14 protein-coding genes and 1 pseudogene are annotated in these 16,580 nt (G+C 49.3%); 6 read left to right on the top strand and 9 right to left on the bottom strand.

Annotated elements, in window-relative coordinates; genetic code table 11:
* Positions 1–192: helix-turn-helix domain-containing protein (locus GIW28_RS29170; RefSeq protein WP_236490463.1), on the bottom strand; the 192-nt coding region annotated here is incomplete at its 3' end.
* A gap of 297 nt (positions 193–489) precedes the next feature.
* Between GIW28_RS29170 and GIW28_RS29165 the strand changes: the two genes are divergently transcribed.
* Together GIW28_RS29165 and GIW28_RS29155 are read left to right on the top strand one after the other, a co-directional pair.
* Complete coding sequence (locus GIW28_RS29165; protein ID WP_236447935.1) at positions 490–1,047, top strand: hypothetical protein; 558 nt, start codon at positions 490–492, stop codon at positions 1,045–1,047.
* A gap of 659 nt (positions 1,048–1,706) precedes the next feature.
* A complete protein-coding gene (locus GIW28_RS29155) occupies positions 1,707–1,910 on the top strand; it encodes a hypothetical protein (protein WP_236447937.1) in 204 nt (67 codons plus the stop codon).
* A gap of 33 nt (positions 1,911–1,943) precedes the next feature.
* Here the strand turns inward: GIW28_RS29155 and GIW28_RS29150 are convergent.
* Positions 1,944–2,120: pseudogene (locus GIW28_RS29150) on the bottom strand (DUF1206 domain-containing protein); the annotation flags it as partial.
* Positions 2,121–2,300: 180 nt separating this feature from the next.
* Between GIW28_RS29150 and GIW28_RS29145 the strand changes: the two are divergent.
* From GIW28_RS29145 to GIW28_RS29130, 4 genes are all read left to right on the top strand, one after another.
* Positions 2,301–2,978, top strand: a complete 678-nt coding sequence (locus tag GIW28_RS29145) for a TauD/TfdA family dioxygenase (RefSeq protein WP_236447938.1) — start codon at positions 2,301–2,303, stop codon at positions 2,976–2,978.
* Positions 2,971–3,951 (top strand): hypothetical protein, encoded by a 981-nt coding sequence (locus GIW28_RS29140; protein ID WP_236447939.1) that lies wholly within the window; start codon positions 2,971–2,973, stop codon positions 3,949–3,951. Before GIW28_RS29145 ends, GIW28_RS29140 begins: the two co-directional genes overlap by 8 nt.
* Before the next feature lie 219 nt (positions 3,952–4,170).
* Positions 4,171–5,325 carry a Shedu immune nuclease family protein gene (locus tag GIW28_RS29135; RefSeq protein WP_236447940.1) on the top strand — a complete coding sequence of 385 codons (1,155 nt, stop codon included), beginning with the start codon at positions 4,171–4,173 and terminating at the stop codon, positions 5,323–5,325.
* A 1,295-nt stretch (positions 5,326–6,620) separates the two neighbouring features.
* A complete protein-coding gene (locus tag GIW28_RS29130; protein ID WP_236458922.1) occupies positions 6,621–7,595 on the top strand; it encodes a HEPN domain-containing protein in 975 nt (324 codons plus the stop codon).
* Between the two features lie 235 nt (positions 7,596–7,830).
* Here GIW28_RS29130 and GIW28_RS29125 read toward each other — a convergent pair whose 3' ends face one another.
* From GIW28_RS29125 to GIW28_RS29095, 7 genes are all read right to left on the bottom strand, one after another.
* The gene (locus GIW28_RS29125) at positions 7,831–8,433 is read right to left on the bottom strand and encodes a DUF262 domain-containing protein (RefSeq protein WP_236448246.1); all 603 of its coding nucleotides are present in this window, start codon (positions 8,431–8,433) and stop codon (positions 7,831–7,833) included.
* A gap of 513 nt (positions 8,434–8,946) precedes the next feature.
* Positions 8,947–9,405: a thiol-disulfide oxidoreductase DCC family protein gene (locus GIW28_RS29120; RefSeq protein WP_236447233.1), complete on the bottom strand. Its 459-nt coding sequence runs from the start codon at positions 9,403–9,405 to the stop codon at positions 8,947–8,949.
* A gap of 13 nt (positions 9,406–9,418) precedes the next feature.
* Positions 9,419–10,384: an endonuclease gene (locus tag GIW28_RS29115; RefSeq protein ID WP_236447234.1), complete on the bottom strand. Its 966-nt coding sequence runs from the start codon at positions 10,382–10,384 to the stop codon at positions 9,419–9,421.
* A gap of 338 nt (positions 10,385–10,722) precedes the next feature.
* Positions 10,723–11,355, bottom strand: a complete 633-nt coding sequence (locus GIW28_RS29110) for a hypothetical protein (RefSeq protein WP_236447235.1) — start codon at positions 11,353–11,355, stop codon at positions 10,723–10,725.
* Between the two features lie 434 nt (positions 11,356–11,789).
* Positions 11,790–12,365: a hypothetical protein gene (locus GIW28_RS29105; protein ID WP_236458921.1), complete on the bottom strand. Its 576-nt coding sequence runs from the start codon at positions 12,363–12,365 to the stop codon at positions 11,790–11,792.
* Positions 12,362–14,332: a hypothetical protein gene (locus GIW28_RS29100; protein WP_236447237.1), complete on the bottom strand. Its 1,971-nt coding sequence runs from the start codon at positions 14,330–14,332 to the stop codon at positions 12,362–12,364. Before GIW28_RS29100 ends, GIW28_RS29105 begins: the two co-directional genes overlap by 4 nt.
* 7 nt (positions 14,333–14,339) lie before the next feature.
* On the bottom strand, positions 14,340–16,511 hold the full coding sequence (locus GIW28_RS29095) for a hypothetical protein (protein WP_236447238.1): 2,172 nt from the start codon (positions 16,509–16,511) through the stop codon (positions 14,340–14,342).
* Positions 16,512–16,580 lie beyond the last annotated feature (69 nt).

Raw genomic sequence — 16,580 nt, 5'->3', positions numbered from 1 at the left:
GACCATAGTCAAAAGGTCGAGTCCTAGGTAGTCAGCGATCTCGTCCAGTTTCTCCAGCGTCGCATTCGCTCTGGCTTGCTCAAGCTTCCCCACGTACGTTCTGTGCGTTGCCCCCGCCAACTCTTCGTAACTCAACCCCTGATGAGCACGAGCTCCTCGCAATGCTCCTGCCAGCGCTTCTTTCAGATGCATGAGTCGGATCCTCAAAACTGAGGATAGAGCCACGGCAAGCGTGTTTCGATAAACAGATCATAGTGATATTATCGTGGCATTAGGTTTGTCAGGCGGTCGTCGATCAAGGCGCCACGGTGTCAGGAGCGATGGTTGATCAGGAGAGCGGGTGGTGGGACATGGCTCGGTGGCCTTGATGCGAGCCGCTCCATAGAGCGTGCATTGGATAGCCTCCGCATGCCTACCTGCAACCATCATAGAAGGCTTCCTGGCATGAACTGAATGCGGTTTTTTAAGCGAAGGCAGGGATCGGTAGTAATGAAATTTGATTGCGTGAAGTTTTCTGGGAAAGTCGATTACGTTCGGCATACGGATCGTATAAGTGGAGGGTATAAGGCTAATGTCAGTATTAATGGGGCCGTGATACCAAAACTACAGCTGACGAATAAGTTTTACGAAGAACTGGAAGCTGGCGAAAATGTGACGTTGTACGGCGTTTTTAAAAATAAAAGTAAAAAAGAAGAAAACGACGGATTCATATATGGACTTCAGAAAGAGAGTGGCGAAAAAATGTTCGCGACTCACTACAGATATCAAGTTCCTATTTTCATGGCGTTTACGGCTGCTATAGCTTTTTGCCTGACATTCGTTGCAGGCTGGTTTGCATCAATATTTCCAGTGCTGATGCTCTTTGGCAAAGATGATCCGAATTACATGCATAACACTACTGTATTTGCGACAATTGAAGCGACTATGGTCGCTGCTTTTTTTCTGTGGCGGGCTTGGCTAATGTTCAGCGTTACGGCGGATCCAGAAAGCTGGGAAACCATTGAGCCAGCAACTCTTTCGAGCCGCTTCAGTAAGTTTTATAAGTAAAAAGGATTGCAGTGGGTGGGGTATGCGCCACGCTTGCCCCCTCGCTAGAGAGCGCAGTCAGAATCAAGTCTTGCTGCGCAGGACTATTCTTACCGTGCAGTTCAGAAGGCAAGCGGAGCGCGCAGGCGTGTGGGATGGACGCCCGAAGGGCCGAGACGTGCTTGTTACGGCTCGGTTCACGACAGCCCCCGCCGAAGGCGGCACGCCAAAACACCGCTCCTTGTCAAAAGGAGGTTTAAATGACCTGCGATTTACTTCGCGAGCGTGAAAGAACCAGGAGAAGGGTTCTGTGGGCCCTTGCATGCCTCCGTCCTGGCGATCCCACTGCATCCGAGCTCCTTGCCACCCTTGATGAGCTCGACGACCTAGATCTAAACGCTACGTCCTCTACTCAGAAGCCTCTCGAACTCATTGAGGTTCGTAATTCTGTCTCGGTGGAGCGTCATCACTCCGGAATCGACATCATCTTGGAACATACCATTCCGCAACCCTGGAGGGAGCGTTTCCATCAGGCAAGCATCGGGTCGACCAGGTTGGTCGATGGGCCATACGCCTCAGGCTGGGATAAATTCCTGGCGAGTTGGGAAGCAGAGATGCGACACCTGGAGCAGCACCGGGCCGCAAGAAATAAATCTAAAAAAGACTGAGCGGGTGAGGGCATGGGACAAGACGATGACACGGTGTACTGCGATATCCAGACGCCGCTAGCCCAGGGCCGAGAGCTTCTGGAATTAGTAAATGCACTCCGAGAATCAAGAGCTCATCCGCGTCTCGACAAAGTCTTCGAGCACATGCAAGACGAACTCAGCACGTCCATCGATATCGTAGATAACCCGCCAACATGGGGGCCTTGGTGCGAGTGAGGCTCCTCATGGCGGTAAGACTTCCGTTTCTCATCAATCCGTGCGCGGCACACCAGGCACATCCATGTTGATCTTGCGCCAGAAGGCTTCAGAGAAACTGTAAACCGAGAAAGCAATCAGCCCCAGAGCCATTACTATCAGATTCGACCAACTAGCTGGAAAATTCTGGAGTGCGTCGAAAGCGTTCTTCATCCCAGGTGGATTCATAGCCGAGACCTAGATGAGCTATTGTGTAGCTAGTCCAACTGGCATTTATTTGGTGGGCCATGTGCTTGTATGTGCGGTGATTGTCACAAAAAAAACATCGGCACCGCCGTGGCGAGGTTCTAATATCGTTAACTCTGGCTGCGTAGCCAGCCCACCTGAGCTGATTCCACTCAAGGAAATGAAGTGTTTGAGCTGATCGAAGATGCTAAATCGAATTTGTACTCGAACGGTTGGGCCTGCCTTCACCTGCCGCTCGTTGGAACCGAGAGGATGGAGCAAGTAGCGATGGCCATCGCATACGGCCTTGGACAACCGCGCGCAACACGCAAGCGAGGCCCTTTGATTGACCATTTGGCTCCGACGAACAGGTGTGCGGCAAACCCACGCTCTCTCAGCGCCCGCTACGGCATGAGCCAATTCCCTTGGCATACTGATGGAGCTCACTGGAGCACGCCACCTCGGTATCTAGTTATAGGTTGCTTGGAGGCCGATCAGCAGGCTGGTGAGACGCATATCTGCGAAGGTCACAACTTTGCACCGTTGAACTCAACAGCCGCTCGTTCATCGGTGTTCAGGATTACCAACAGTTGCAACAGTTTCTACGCCACAGCAAGGGGTAACTCTGATCGCTATTACAGGTATGACCCCGGTTGTATGACGCCAATGGATGTAGGCGCACAGGAGATCATGCGCGCTTTAGACCATGAGCAGCCCGAAGATGAGCACACGATTGAGTGGTGTGCCGGGTCTTTTTTGCTCCTTGATAACTGGCGTTTTTTGCATCGTCGAGCAGCTACAATTGAAAGCGCAGAGCGCAAGCTCTTAAGGGTAACCGTCATGGAGAATATTAACGATGCATAACGCAGAGAGCAGTGCGAAAAAGTCGCGCAAAGAAGTATCTCCAGCTATTTCAGCTGAGGCACTACTTGGTAAGTCTCGACTCTACGCATCACGAGCTCTGCAGGCGAAAGCATCAAAAGATACTGAGGTCTACCAGATCTGGGCTGCATTGGCTTTAGAGCTTCTTGGCAAGGCACAGTTGGCTGACATACACCCGTGCTTGGTGGTGGAAACCGACAATACCAATAGCCTTCTTGAGTCATGCGGTATCGAGACGGATAGCAAGGTCAAAACCATCAGCGCTCACGTGGTGTTTGCTCGTTTGAAGCATACGGTGGAGAAATTCGGTACACCCCATGCGAAAGCATGTGAAAACATCTCCTCGCGCAGAAATATAGAGCTCCATTCGGGCCAAGCAGCATTCGCCGGTATGGTGGACAATGATTGGGAAGGTCAATTCTGGTCTACGGCACAACTCATCCTCACATCAATGGGCTTAGAGTTGGAGGACTGGGTGGGAAGCGACTCGAAAATTCCGGCGGCCCTAGCACGTGATTTTCGAAACATTAAGATAGAGGCGGCGAAACACCGGATCACGAATGCCCATGCTGACTTCTTAAGTCCAAGTGATAAAAAGCGAAGTAAAAAAGAGCTAGAAGCGCTTCGGGAACAGTCCAAGGCATTTAATTGGTATACGTATCGCGAAGCATTCAGGTATTCCCTTCTGGACAACTATTGGGATATAACATGCCCCGCGTGTGAATGCACAGGGTTTTTAGGCGGCGACAAGGTGCATGAAGAAGTCATTGATCAAGACTATGAGAGTGGCTACGAAACAGTAGAAAGGTACTTCGCTCCTGTAGAGTTCTTCTGTCCTTCCTGTGAGCTGCGTCTGGATGGCGTGGAAGAAATGGAAGCAGCAGGATTCGAGGACGAATACACAGATCAAGACGAGCGAGAAATAGAGTACGAGCCCGACTACGGAAACGATTAACAGCGTGGCTTGCGGGATGCAAATGCAGTAAAAGTCCTTCCTTTATGGTACAGGTTAGGCGCAAAAAGGATATCAGTCGCAGCAACAGCCAAGAGCCCTCGAACAATGTAATCTGATTGTGACAATCGCGCAGAGCGGTCTAGCACACGGAACCGAGGGCTGACAGTTGCGCTGTTGACAGCCCTCATCGGTTTACGATCAGTCGCGAGTGGTTCGAACATGGATAACTATCAGAATCCGAAGCCGGGCAAGACATACATCAGCCGCGCGCTGCCCTCCTTTGGTGATAAATTGCGGCTGATCCGAATCGCCTCCAAAGTGCTGCCTTCTGCAGATGGCTATGAATACGTTCGGGAGCGTGACGAAGCTGTGCTCCGTCACAAGCCTGAAGCCGCAACTTACATATCTGCAAAGTTTCTCGAGGACTCTCGGAAGCTTCAGGTTCTAACTGTCCAAAAGTTCAGTTCGATTAGTGGGCAGCCGTATGGCAGTGGTTTCTCATTTGTTGGAGAGGAGATTGGTAGATTCTGTGAGTTTCTTGCCAACATACAAGCGGTAGCGTTTGAAGGCGGGGGTCAGATCAATATTTCTGACTCAGAGCTGAGACGAATCGCTCTGACGTCTCTTCAGGCGCAACAGCTAGTCACGGAAAATGAGGATCTAATTGCCGAAGTCGTAAAAAATTCAATAACGAAGCAGGATGTAGTCGCAATTGGATACCGAAAAAAACAACTTGAAGTCTTCAAGTGCCTACTTGAGGATGATGACTATTTCCAAAAATTACAATCAAGGAAAGCCTGTACACCGGAAGCACTATGGCAAAGGTTTTTTGAAAAAAATCCTTGGATATTTGGCTATGGTCTTAGCTATATATACGCGTCCGGCCTTGATGGAAAGAAGCTAGAGCAAGCGGTCAGAGGTAACGATGTCGCTCAATCCGGGAAGAGAGTAGATGCGCTTCTGAAAACAAAAGCTTGGGTTTCGAGCCTATGCTTTGTCGAAATCAAAACGCATAAAACTCGCCTATTAAAGAGCAGGTCGTATCGAGAAGGCTGTTGGGCGCCCTCGGATGAGCTCGCAGGCGCAGTCGCTCAAATACAGGGCACTGTCGCGCTCGCAGCAGACACTCTGATGGCGTCCGTGCGGCTGACTGACGACAACGGTAATCCCACCGCTGAAGAGGTTTTCAACTACTCTCCGAGAGCATTTGTGGTGGTTGGTTCCCTACAGCAGTTTGTTGGCGAGCACGGCGTCAATCGTGAGCATCTCAGGAGCTTCGAGTTATTCCGTAGAAATACAATCCACCCCGAGATAGTGACATACGATGAGCTTTTTGAACGAGCAAGACACATCATCGCAGCGCATGAAGGTTAATTTTTGCAAACGAGGCATCATTTCGGGCAATGCGCACGGTTTATAAACTACCTGAGCATTTTTTTTGGAAACCAAATTTCTCCCTGGTCTATCACCTCGGTGATAGGTAGCCAACCATTCCCACCCTCCACTATAATTTGCGTAACAGGTTTCAGTCGACTGCCATATAAACTTGTATGCTATTGCCTGACGTTGAAGTGTTGCAGGCTAGAAAGAAAGGAAGGGCTCCTAGTCAACCTTGAGTCTCGCTCAAGCTGCCCTGCATCATAGTCGTCCTACGATCCCAAGTAGCGTCTGGACATCCGCAAGTCAGCGCTCCCTGCTCCTGCCCAACCTTCACAGTGGCGCCTGCCCGATTTGCCCTCATCTGTATTGAACTTGCAGGTGCGAATGCTCACGCAGATTTTCTTACGCTGCGGGTTTTGTGCGCGGAGCGTAACTGCTAGAGCCGGGCGCGGTGATTACGCGGTTGGGTTTGCATGGCAAGCGGAGCGCAGGATGGAAGCCCAATGGCCGAGACGCGGGCTTTGCCAAGGCTGGGTTCACGACAGGCATTCCCCGCAGGGCACGCAATAATACCGCCCCTGCTTGAACAGCTGAGCTAAGATACCAAGCCAGTTGACCCTGCGGCATCGCTACCTCTTCACCAGTGCTTTGTACCTTTCTCGTGACGTAAGGATCTGATCTCTGAGTTCTTCAGGGTCGATTCTCATACCGCCTCTGGGGGTAGTCTGCAGAGTTTTCAGGCTGTTCACCGCCTTGATGAACTCACGTTCTTCTGTCTGCACCCAGGCAGGGCGATTGTCTTTCCAAAAAATCCATCCCATTAGCCTAGCCTCATCTGAATGATTTGAGACCAGTATGTGGGAGCAGCTGGTAATGTCTAGGCGGGAGTAGCTTAAGTCATATATCAGTAGCGTCGGAGAGCATGATGCTGGAAGCTCTGATTTGGTACGACCTAGGCACGACCGGCGTGCAGGGGGGATGAAAGCAGGGCGAGTCGACCATTCAAGTCACCTCGGATCCACAACTGACGATGTTAAACAGGAAAGTGCTCTGCCGGGGTGCTGAGTACGATAATGACTGGAGAGAGAGTTGGGGTTAGATTCAGAATATCGATCAGCAAAGCTGATTTTTCTTTTGGCTGAAACTTTAGTTTTATCGGATTAGTAAAGTTATGTTATATATACCTAGACGTCACCTGAAAGAATGAATACAGTTCACGAGTGCCCTGAACCTTCGAAGCGGTAATGATGGTTTGGCGCCCTAATTTAAATAGTTGTGCTGGGTAAATAATGAAAATGCGAGAAAGTGAGGTGGAAATTGTTTTTGTCACGGCTTTGGACTATCTAATCGTTGAAGGTAAGGTTTCAACGAGTGTGGGGTTCGAGGGTGGTTTGGTTCTAACAAATGATATTGCATATATTAAAAATCTGATCGGTCGCGTCCATGCACTTAATATTGGAGTGCTGGAGTATACACATTTAGTTTCAGGTCGCCCGGTGTTGTATTCAGTTAGAAAGTATGTGGAGCCAATAAATATTGATGATGAATTAACTGATTTTCTTCGCGAGGTTCAAAGCTTTTTGGTTGAGCTCTGGATACGAGTTGATAATAGTGTCAACTGTCAGCAAGCTTTTGCTCTTCAGAAAAAACCTGATATCACATCTGTCAATTGTTTGCCAGTTTTTAACTCGGCGGCTACAGGTGGGAATTTAGATTTGAAGTTGTCCAGTCGGGATTTGAGCTCTCTCTTAGAGAATAGTCCTGTTGCTGTGGAAAGTATTCGTGAGCAGGCAATGCCTGCGAGAACGGGGCTGCGGAAGTCCAGAGGGCGTATAAATATTGCAATGATGCATTTGCAAGCAGCCAGGAATCACAGGGACTTAGGATTTAAAATTTCCAGCTACTGCAGTCTATTTGAATCTATTTTTAGCACGGACAAAGTTGAGCTTGCTCATCAGCTTTCACAGCGACTTGCGTTTTTTATCGGCGGAACTTCATTTGAGCGATTGGAGATATATCGTCTTACTAAAAAAGCTTATACGGTCAGATCTATGGCGGTACATGGGGATGTTCTTGATAAAAGTGTTCCAGAGCTCGACGTGCTTGCATCACACTGTGATGAGGTTGCACGGAAGGTGCTGGTGAGGTTTTTTGTTAATCCAAATTTGTTTGATCTTTTCAATTCTAGGTCTAATGATGATGTATTTGCCTATCTGTTACATATGGTAATGGGGGATGAAACTTATAGCTCTAAATTTCTTTAATGTAGAGCTCATTTTGGCCGGCTTACTATATGCGGTTCATACATTTAGTGATTCGATTAGATATAATTGGTTGTCTAGGAAATCTGATGAAGGTTTTCCAAGTAAGCGGAGCGCGCAGGCCAGGATGGTCGAAAAGCGTAAGGATGGAAGCCCGAAGGGCCGAGACCCAGCATAGCGGGGCTCGGTTTACGACAGCCGATCCCGAAGGGATACGCCCGACCGCCTTGATTAAAAGTTACCGAACAGCTCGTTGATCAAATGACCGAGGCACTACGCCCAGCGCGCAAAGATCGTATGTCCCGCGCAATGCCACCTCGTCACCAGTCGACACCCTGACATGGGTAAAGATCGTCGACAGAAAGCGTCTCCTTTCGCCGTTGCCGAGCTCAGACCAAATCCTCGGCTGTCCTTGCGCGTCTGGGACTGCAAGGCGGTCGAAGAAATACTCTTCAAGGCTGTGAAGCCGTTGCTGACCATCAACCAGAATCTCGCTGTTTTCGGCCAATGCCCTGCCAGCGATCTCTGGCTCGTACCAGTCATTCGTGAGGTAGCTCCCCAGATCCCCACCTGACCATACTGCTGAGATGAAGCGAGACTTCTGTCCGATGTTCCATTCAAGCCCGCGCGACCAGGTTGGCACGGGCATGCCCATAACGAATCGCGCTGCCCATGGACAATGCTCATGAGCGGAGGAGGGATCTACGAGATACTTTTCCCAGTGGCCCACTAAGACCTCGATGGGACAATGACTGACGGTCGTGGGCAGAAGACGCTGCGGCATATGGATGTGTAGGTCTGATGTTCCGCCGTCGGCGTAGCGTTTAAAAAAGGAAGTCATGGTTTTCCTGGGGCGTTCAGATAAGGCGAAGTGTTCGATTCGGTACGGGTGCATCGCCAGGCGTCGACCGTTTCGATGATCAACAGATCTCGTTCGATAGAAACGTGGATCTGGTCACTATCGACGAGCGCGTGCACATAGCCTTCGACGTAGGATGCTGCCTTATCGAATGCGGAAGGTGAGTCGGATGACTCAATGTAACTAATCAGTCGTTCCCAGGTTCTCCGCTGACGGTTGCCCAGGATCGTGTCGGGAAACGATATCGCTCCCCGCAGAATCTGAATGGATGAAGGCATTGATTGGGTCAAGGCTGATTTCTCACCGTGTATATACAATTGAAAACGGTGTGTTTTGGTGAAACTTGAGCTGGAGCGAGGATTTTTTGTTCAGTTGCTGCAGAGACGCGAAGGCCCCCTTCAGCAATAGAAGGCATTCGCGATATCTGTAAAGTGGAAAGCGAAAAGACCATGCGTTCGATCATATATCACCGACTCTGACGCCTGAATCTGAGGTCTAGTGAACCAATGCGACGTTTGCTTTCAAAAAGCGCTTATCGTGATCTGCCGCTGGAAGGTGGGTGGAGTCGTACTGACCAAACAACCGATAGCGATTTACCGCGATTTTGTCGTACATCCAATCTCGCGTTGCTGCTGGTACAACACGTGCAGCCGTGAGCCAGCGCCACGGGGCATTTAGGCGACCTAAAATCTCGAACATCGCCTCAGAACGTATGGACACCTTGTTGTTTGAGATGAGAACAATGGTGTTGAATTTGTCCTGCGGCAGTCCGGCCCACCTCAAAAGCTCTTGGCCCTCAGGCGACTGAACCGCAGCGAGCTGAATTCGGTGAGCCTTGTCATATTGGATGATGAACCTAGCCCACCCGTTGCAGAGCTTGCATGTGCCGTCGAAGAGAACTGCCGTGTCGCCGGATTGTAGGAACGGGGCAGTGTATTCGTTTGTCGTGGTCATTCAGTCTGCTGTTTCATTTACAGTTCCCTGCCTTTCGGTAGCCCGCAGATTTAGCAGCGGATTCTGAGTCGAAGGTTACCTGGTTCTTCGAGGACACCTTGTCGTAGCTTGGGCAACCTTCAGGTAGATGGTAAACATGGCTTTTACTATTGCCGATGATGCTACCAACTGATGTGGAGCGGGAAACCGATGTCGGTTTTTGTGATTGCACCGACTTTGCCGTAAGGCCGATGGCTACTCCGTCGCCCACAGTCTTATAGCCCTGAGTCCAACTGCGTTCTTGAGTCACAAAAGGGTTGGGATGCCCCATGATCGCGGTGATACGTTTATTTCGCTCCTGTTCCCAGGAGGTAACTGGGAATTGCTTGTCCCATGCCATTAATAGCTGTTGCTGCTGGCGAGACATATTAAGGTTGTACCGGTCGAACATGTAGAAGGTTGTCCTTGCTACCAAACCCTTCACTTCGTCTCGGGGTTCAGCCGTCCGCTGCTCGAAATCGACTTTGGTTTTGCACTGTCCATACTGTGGTGCGACCTGGGTAGCCATTCCATAATTGAAATTGCTGCGGTCGCCATTGACCTCTCCAACCGCAGGGTAGAGGTTGAACAGATCGGCTTCCATTGCCTTAAAAACAGGGTCATTGCTGACGCAGTATTCGCGTCCACCGCTCTGCCAGCATTGTCGCTGATGGCCAAAAGTCCATGCTGGAACAATGTGTTCCCACTCAGTACGCTCCGCGCGGGTTTCTTGCTTACGGGCTTGAAGTCCACAGGAGTCAGCGTCAATGTGACCACCAGACTTACCGACCCAAGTCCATTTGCAGCCGCAGTACAGGTCGCCTTCAGTGCTATTTGCCTGATCTAGATAAACCTTCTGCTTGGCTATGACTTTGGCTTCGGAGAAGGTGGAGGGGGGATTTGAAAGGGCAGGATTGATAGTGGAGAAGGACAGGGCTAATACGTAAAGCAGCTTTTTCATTATTGATCGAACTACAAATCAGGGCCGCATATTGTATACCCAAGCTTTCAAATTACGCTGCCTGTCGTCCGTGCAAGGCCACACATGGGCTTGAAGTCGTCAATTTTATATTCCGGTGAGAGACGATGCGGGTTTTGAAGTCGACACTCATACGATTCCGGGAATTCCCACCGTAGCTTTGAATAATTGTTTTAAACCTGTTTGCGTTCCTATTGCGGTACGGAGCGATGCTCAAATCAGTAAGCAACGGCTGCGTTTGCCCTGCGCGCATCATGCGAAGTCGCCCGGGCAGAGATGCGAACGGGCGATTTTGCACTCAGTCAAAGATTTTTAAATGCTCAATGGAGCGTCCGATGGGTTGATGTCCCGCACTCAACCGATTCTCCATTAGGGAAAGCTGAATCATGAATGTCACTATCAAACGATTCATCGAGACATGCGCCCATCGAAGTTTCCGCGTACACCAAGGTCAAGTTCGCCGGCTTATGCCCAGTCATTGACTGAAGTGTCTCAATGGAGAGTTCGGTGGTGCCTTGGGTAGGCCTAGTCTTCTGAGCGGACAAGAACGCCTCAATTAGTTCGGCATTTACTGCCTGGCTGACCACATGATTATCAGAGTGGCCGTAATGGTCACGGTAGACGCTTAATTGCAAGAATGGCCAATCGGTAACCTGCGCCTGAAGTCGACCGAGGTCGAAAAATTTAGCCCGACCACCACCAATCAATTCAGAAGAAAGGGTCTTCATGCAGTGGGCTACCACGGTTGCTAGGGACGGATAGGCCGCGCCTTCAGCTGGCGTTGTTGATCTGACCTGACGGTAATCAGAATACCCTAAGCACTTGGCGAGCAGATTCTGCGCCTCGGAGATCTCGATTGCCTTTTCACCTGGCCAATCGCGCTTTAACGATTCTGCAATCCTAGTAAACCCGCTGCCGGGATTAAGATCTACGGGATAGATAGGAACCCGCATGTTTATTCTCCTGTCGTCTATGCAGAGTCAATTATCCGCATTGAATTATCAATTGTATTGAAGGTTGGGGTAACGCGCCTAGCGCTTACCTATACGAGTCGTATACTTGATCCAGACTGGCCGATTGAAATATCTTGATGTGACGAAAACGTTTCGGGGCGCGTTCTTGCTCAAGATGGTGCGGCGCTTCATGTGGACACGCCATTCATATTATCGAGCGGAAATCGATCAATTGCGGCTGATGGGCGTGGTTGTGTTTATACGTTGTTACCTAAACGCCATTCATCCCAGAAGTTATTCCGATGCGATGGAGGCCGCTTTGAGCAAGACGCTGCTATGCAGACTCTCCAGCTGTATTGATATGTTTATATGCTCTATAGGCTTGTAAACAACCATAGAGCTATTCCGAGTATCTTAGTGCTGCGGAATTATGACTATTGGCTTTTGATATTGTTGAGCGCCTTCATCATCTGACGAAGCTGCTTGCTCAATTCGCCATTGCGGATCTGAAGCTCGGCATTCTCAGCTTTCAGATATTCGATGGTTGTTATGAGGCTTCGGTGGCTATCAACCATCTGGTTGGATATGGCCTCCGTGAGGGCCTCAGAAAGCCGAAGGTTGGTAAGGCGCTCAATCTCGGCTGTTTGAGAGCGAAGTTCACTCTGTATTACCTTCTTTGTGCGCTTTCTTCCTGAGGTGTATCTGGCCGCTGAGAGACTGCTCCACAGTTCTTCGAGCTCCGCATTCTTTTGTACTATCAGGTCGTGGATTTCCGGCTGCCGGCGTTTGTTCAGCAAGCTGTCGTGAACGCCGCTGTCCTTGGCAATGTTACGAGCCACAATCCTTCGGTCTTTGATGCCGAGATTGTCGCCGGCCTCCATCAATGTCTTGATATTTTCAAATGCCTTGCACACCTGGTGAAAAAGGTTTCGCTTCGTTGTCGAGTTAACCCATTCAGGTACTTCGGGCGCTGCTGCAACGTTGGAATACTGGCTAAGACTGAATTTCATGCCAGTACCTTTTCTTCCAGCCGGCGCTCAATTTTACGAACGACTTCACCGCTCATATTCCCGATTGCCTTGAGGGGGTGATTTTCTGCAATGAATTGATGCGAGATTGCCGTGCGCTCAAGCTCCTGCTTCTGCAGATTATTGTTCATGCTATGTGGGCAGCCCGCACAGACTTCTGGCGCGCTGCGCTGGTCGACGTTAGGGATGCCGGTTTTTGGGTCGTGGCATTTGGCGATATGTTGTTCATTACCACGTAAAGCGCAGTAGCCCCATTCAAACGCGGTAAACCGAACAAAGTCATTCGCCAATTCATTCAAGCGATTATCGAATTCGGTACCCGTGAGTACCGAAATCTCCGCCATTTCCTTATCAATGCGTTTTGCTGCCGGCCCATAGAAGCGGTCGTCCAGCTTGCCATTAGCAATCCGCCCCATTATCTCTTTGGCATAATCGCGTTCCATACTGATTCGAACGGATTCACTGAGCTTTTCTCGGGTATAGCGTCGGGTATGAAATGAGCCGTAAGAATGGCGAAAATGCTCACGAATCTTTTCCATGACATTGCCATCAAATCTGCGCAGGGCAAATTCAGCGAAGGTATGACGCGCTTGGTGGGGCGATACTTCACTATGAATTGCGCCGGCTTCAGGATATTTCTCTACCACAAAGATCTGGTAGAACGCCTTAAACCACTTCCTCAAGCCGTTGGTTGTAAAACCTGCATCAGCGAGCCAGTGTTCATCGCTGAATTTGCCAATACCGCGCGCTACGAAGAAGCCCTCCGACCTATATGCGCGGTGCAGTAAAGGCAGGTCAAATTTGTCGGTATCAACTGCCGATAAGTTCTTCATAAGCGTTGCTGCTTCTGCGGCAAGCCCGTGCAGAGACCTGGGGTGAGCAAATCCTGATTCTGTTTTAGGATTCTCGGATGTGAACCACCAAGATCCATCTGGTTCTTGTTGGTAATCTTTAAGCCGCATTCCGTTGATTTCAACGATCCGAAATCCACTCAGTAGCGTGATAACAACCAGCGCGGCCTTTGTAAGCTCGGCGCAAAAGTCGCTGAGCTCTCCCTGCGTTTTCCAAGGTAAGGCCGCGTGATGCGCTTTGGTCGCTATATCAATGGCTGCTCCAAGTTTCGCGGCAGACGCTGCCCAGCCCCTTTCAAATCTGGACAATACATAATCTGGAGACTGCATTCGTCGATACAGCGCGAGTCGGTCTTTCTCACCAAACCAACTGGAAATTTTGGTTTTTTCATCGCGCCATTGCGTGAAAAAAATGGACGCGATTTTCGCCTCATCTGATTCTATTTGGGTAATAGCTTCCGCAAGCATCAACGAGGCGCAAGTCATGGGTATAGAGCCGTAACTCCCTCCCTTACTCCAGGTCGCGTAATCGACTTCAAGCTCATTGAGCAAAGGCTCCATTGTGCTTTTCTTGAACGGGCCGGTCATTCGATGAGTGACGCCGTCCACCAGCTTTCCGGAATGAAGCAAATTGTTCGTGCGATCAATGATTTTGCAAACCATAGTCATTGTAGAGACACCAAGAATCATGCCTCCGACCCCATTGTTCTCCTTCTTAACCATGAGGGTACGAAGCATCATTTGTATCTCGAGTCTTGAAAGGGACTGGAGAGGCCGATTTGGGAAATTTACTTCCCAATACTCACAAATCTCGCGTAGGTACGCAATTTCTTGTCGGGCGCTTGAAAGACTGCTTACAACAATGCGGCCTTTATCGTCTGCATAACCTCGGGAAATATCGCCCGCCATGAAGTACATTTGCGCATATAGCCTTTTCTGCATGGAGCATTTCCACACGAAGCTGACGGTATAAAATAGGCCAGTCTGTGGATCTTGGATTTGAAATAATTCATCTCCAAATTTATTCTGTTTTTCAGGATCTTCTGTCGCCATGGTGATTAGCGGAGAAGTCAGGGTTTTAGCCTCAGTATTATGCATCGCTTATTTACCTGATGACCGGAGTAGGGAAGGTGTACTTCTTCAGCATCTCCATTCCCTCCGAGATGGTTTTGATGTCAAATTTTTCAAGAGCTTCTTCCGTGTATGCAGCCTGCATCGCGATTGAGAAAGCTTTTAACTCATCCTCAACGGAGAGATTCTTCATCTGGGTAATGCATTCATCTCGGTAACCCATAAGCAATGCGGCAGTAATGGCATTCGTAATGATGAATGTCTTGCTATCTTTTTCAAGCTGTCCAAAAGGCGAAATCGTATAGCCGGCACGTTGAGCAGAAAGCAACAGTGCGTCAAACTCTTCCATTTCGCTGGTGTCGTCTTTTTCTAGCGCCCAACCAAGCATTACTTTTAGATCTGTGACGCTAATCAGGGCTTCGTCGCGAATAGCTGCTTGTACCTTGCGCGCATCTTCTACCATAAGGTGTCCGACGTTCGTTGCGAACAATGCTCTTTTATTCAGGCGATATTTAGTCTCGCTGGAATTCAAATATACAACCTGTTTTACTCCAGGGGAGTGGGCGGTCGCATCGGCGCCGACCACTTCTTGGGAATATTTTTCAAACGCCTCGTTTTCCGGATTGCCACCATCAGTGTCAAGGATTGCACGCGATTGAGCGATTGCAGTGATACTGATTGTCTGCCGCTTAGCAGGGGTAGGATTCTCACCGGTGATACCCAGCGCAGCATTTTCATGTCGCCGCTTTTTATTGTCCCAGATAGGGCGGTTGTTCATGGCAACACGGCGTACGATATCCGCGAAAGTCTCTATCTCAGAATCTTCTTTGTATAAGCACTGATATTGTAGCGTTTGTGGGAAAGCGGCCATTACTAAGGGTCTATACAGCACGCTGTCGACGCCCTGAAGGTTGCCTGTCACTGGCAGATCGAACATAAAATCGCCAGTTTCGGGGAAGCGCCTATAGAAGCTGGTCTTCAATTCGTCAAATACAGCATAAGCATGATATTGCATAGACTTTGAGTAATGCATCGGTACGTCGCGAATTGACTGTTCGCTCCGATTCTTGGTGTAAATAGGCGAGGCGACACTTGGGGTAATTCTTAAATCCCCTTGTCGCATATCCGTGACGCCAGATAGTTGTACCCTATCTGTGGCTAGCAGCCATGCAAATGCAACCTCTTCGCAGGGCGTATGCTTTATAAGATACAGATAGTCGATGTTATTGAAATGCAACTTGTGAGCGTTATTCTCGGGGTATATGTCCAACGACCCGGTTACACGAAGGCCCGATTTGATCAGACGATTCGCCTCCTCAATTGTCAGAGCCGAGTTGTTTTCGATTTGATCGTAGCTGAATTCTGTACGATTATGGAGAAGTCGCTCCTTAAGGCGGAGGTTGCCGCTTTCCAAAATTGCACCAGCAATAGCTTTATAGACAGTGCTGCGGGTTGTCTTGGTGGTGCTGTATCTAAGTTTTTCGTAATCGCCATCACATTCATTAAGCATAATGGCAAGTTGGCGCATGACATTTTCATCGCCGAGCAACTCCAGACGCTGCTCATTCATCTCGTGGAGAAAACGGCAGCAAAAATGAATCGTCGATCTCACAATCTTCAATTCATCTTTTTCAGGCTGATTAGTAATCTGACCTAAGCTTGGAGTTGCTTGACCGGCGCGGTTTGAAACAGATGGGATGTAAACAACAGCTTCACGCACAGCTGCAGCCGCGTCGGCTAAGGCTGGATTGCCATATGCATGGTCTAGGAAATTATCGAAGGCTGTGCGATAAATTGACATGTATACGCAGATGGTATTCAACTGAGATTTTTTCACCGTACGCAAATGGTGTCCCAGATCCTGCATGACTGCCGCAGGTAATACTTTAGCATGTGGATACTCGGTTACTGCCCATTCCGCAAGGATATTAAATCTCAAAATCCTATGGTATGCGTCTGTGAGCGAGTTACTTTTACATTCGCCGCTGTTGAAATAATGAAGTTGAGCACGAAAAATAGGACAGGCGTGGAACTGCTCTGGTATTTCGATGCGACGGTGCTCAACTTTTTTGCCCTTTGCCACTTGCATTGCAACGATGGCAAAAGTGTCCGATGGACTGAAGTTGAAAATTGGGTTAGGGGCTAGCGAAGACAAAGTCGCAGGAGTTTCGGTTGCGGCTTCAGAAGTATCAGTCAGCGAGGTCATCGTTTAGCGCTTGCCTTATTTTTTCACGACGGTGAAGTTTACCATCGAAAACCACATAGTCTTTAGTAG

This window comes from Pseudomonas sp. PA-5-4B (assembly GCF_021606215.1).
In the GTDB taxonomy this organism is placed as follows: Bacteria; Pseudomonadota; Gammaproteobacteria; order Pseudomonadales; family Pseudomonadaceae; genus Aquipseudomonas; species Aquipseudomonas edaphica.
The sequence above is the reverse complement of the archived record's forward strand: the minus strand, read 5'-3'. Positions and strand labels throughout refer to the sequence as shown.

Coding starts and splice junctions, on each gene's coding strand:
- GIW28_RS29165 (WP_236447935.1), top strand. CDS start 490: ATGAAATTTGATTGCGTGAAGTTTTCTGGGAAAGTCGATTACGTTCGG.
- GIW28_RS29155 (WP_236447937.1), top strand. CDS start 1,707: ATGGGACAAGACGATGACACGGTGTACTGCGATATCCAGACGCCGCTA.
- GIW28_RS29140 (WP_236447939.1), top strand. CDS start 2,971: ATGCATAACGCAGAGAGCAGTGCGAAAAAGTCGCGCAAAGAAGTATCT.
- GIW28_RS29135 (WP_236447940.1), top strand. CDS start 4,171: ATGGATAACTATCAGAATCCGAAGCCGGGCAAGACATACATCAGCCGC.
- GIW28_RS29130 (WP_236458922.1), top strand. CDS start 6,621: ATGAAAATGCGAGAAAGTGAGGTGGAAATTGTTTTTGTCACGGCTTTG.
- GIW28_RS29125 (WP_236448246.1), bottom strand. CDS start 8,433: ATGACTTCCTTTTTTAAACGCTACGCCGACGGCGGAACATCAGACCTA.
- GIW28_RS29120 (WP_236447233.1), bottom strand. CDS start 9,405: ATGACCACGACAAACGAATACACTGCCCCGTTCCTACAATCCGGCGAC.
- GIW28_RS29115 (WP_236447234.1), bottom strand. CDS start 10,384: ATGAAAAAGCTGCTTTACGTATTAGCCCTGTCCTTCTCCACTATCAAT.
- GIW28_RS29110 (WP_236447235.1), bottom strand. CDS start 11,355: ATGCGGGTTCCTATCTATCCCGTAGATCTTAATCCCGGCAGCGGGTTT.
- GIW28_RS29105 (WP_236458921.1), bottom strand. CDS start 12,365: ATGAAATTCAGTCTTAGCCAGTATTCCAACGTTGCAGCAGCGCCCGAA.
- GIW28_RS29100 (WP_236447237.1), bottom strand. CDS start 14,332: ATGCATAATACTGAGGCTAAAACCCTGACTTCTCCGCTAATCACCATG.
- GIW28_RS29095 (WP_236447238.1), bottom strand. CDS start 16,511: ATGACCTCGCTGACTGATACTTCTGAAGCCGCAACCGAAACTCCTGCG.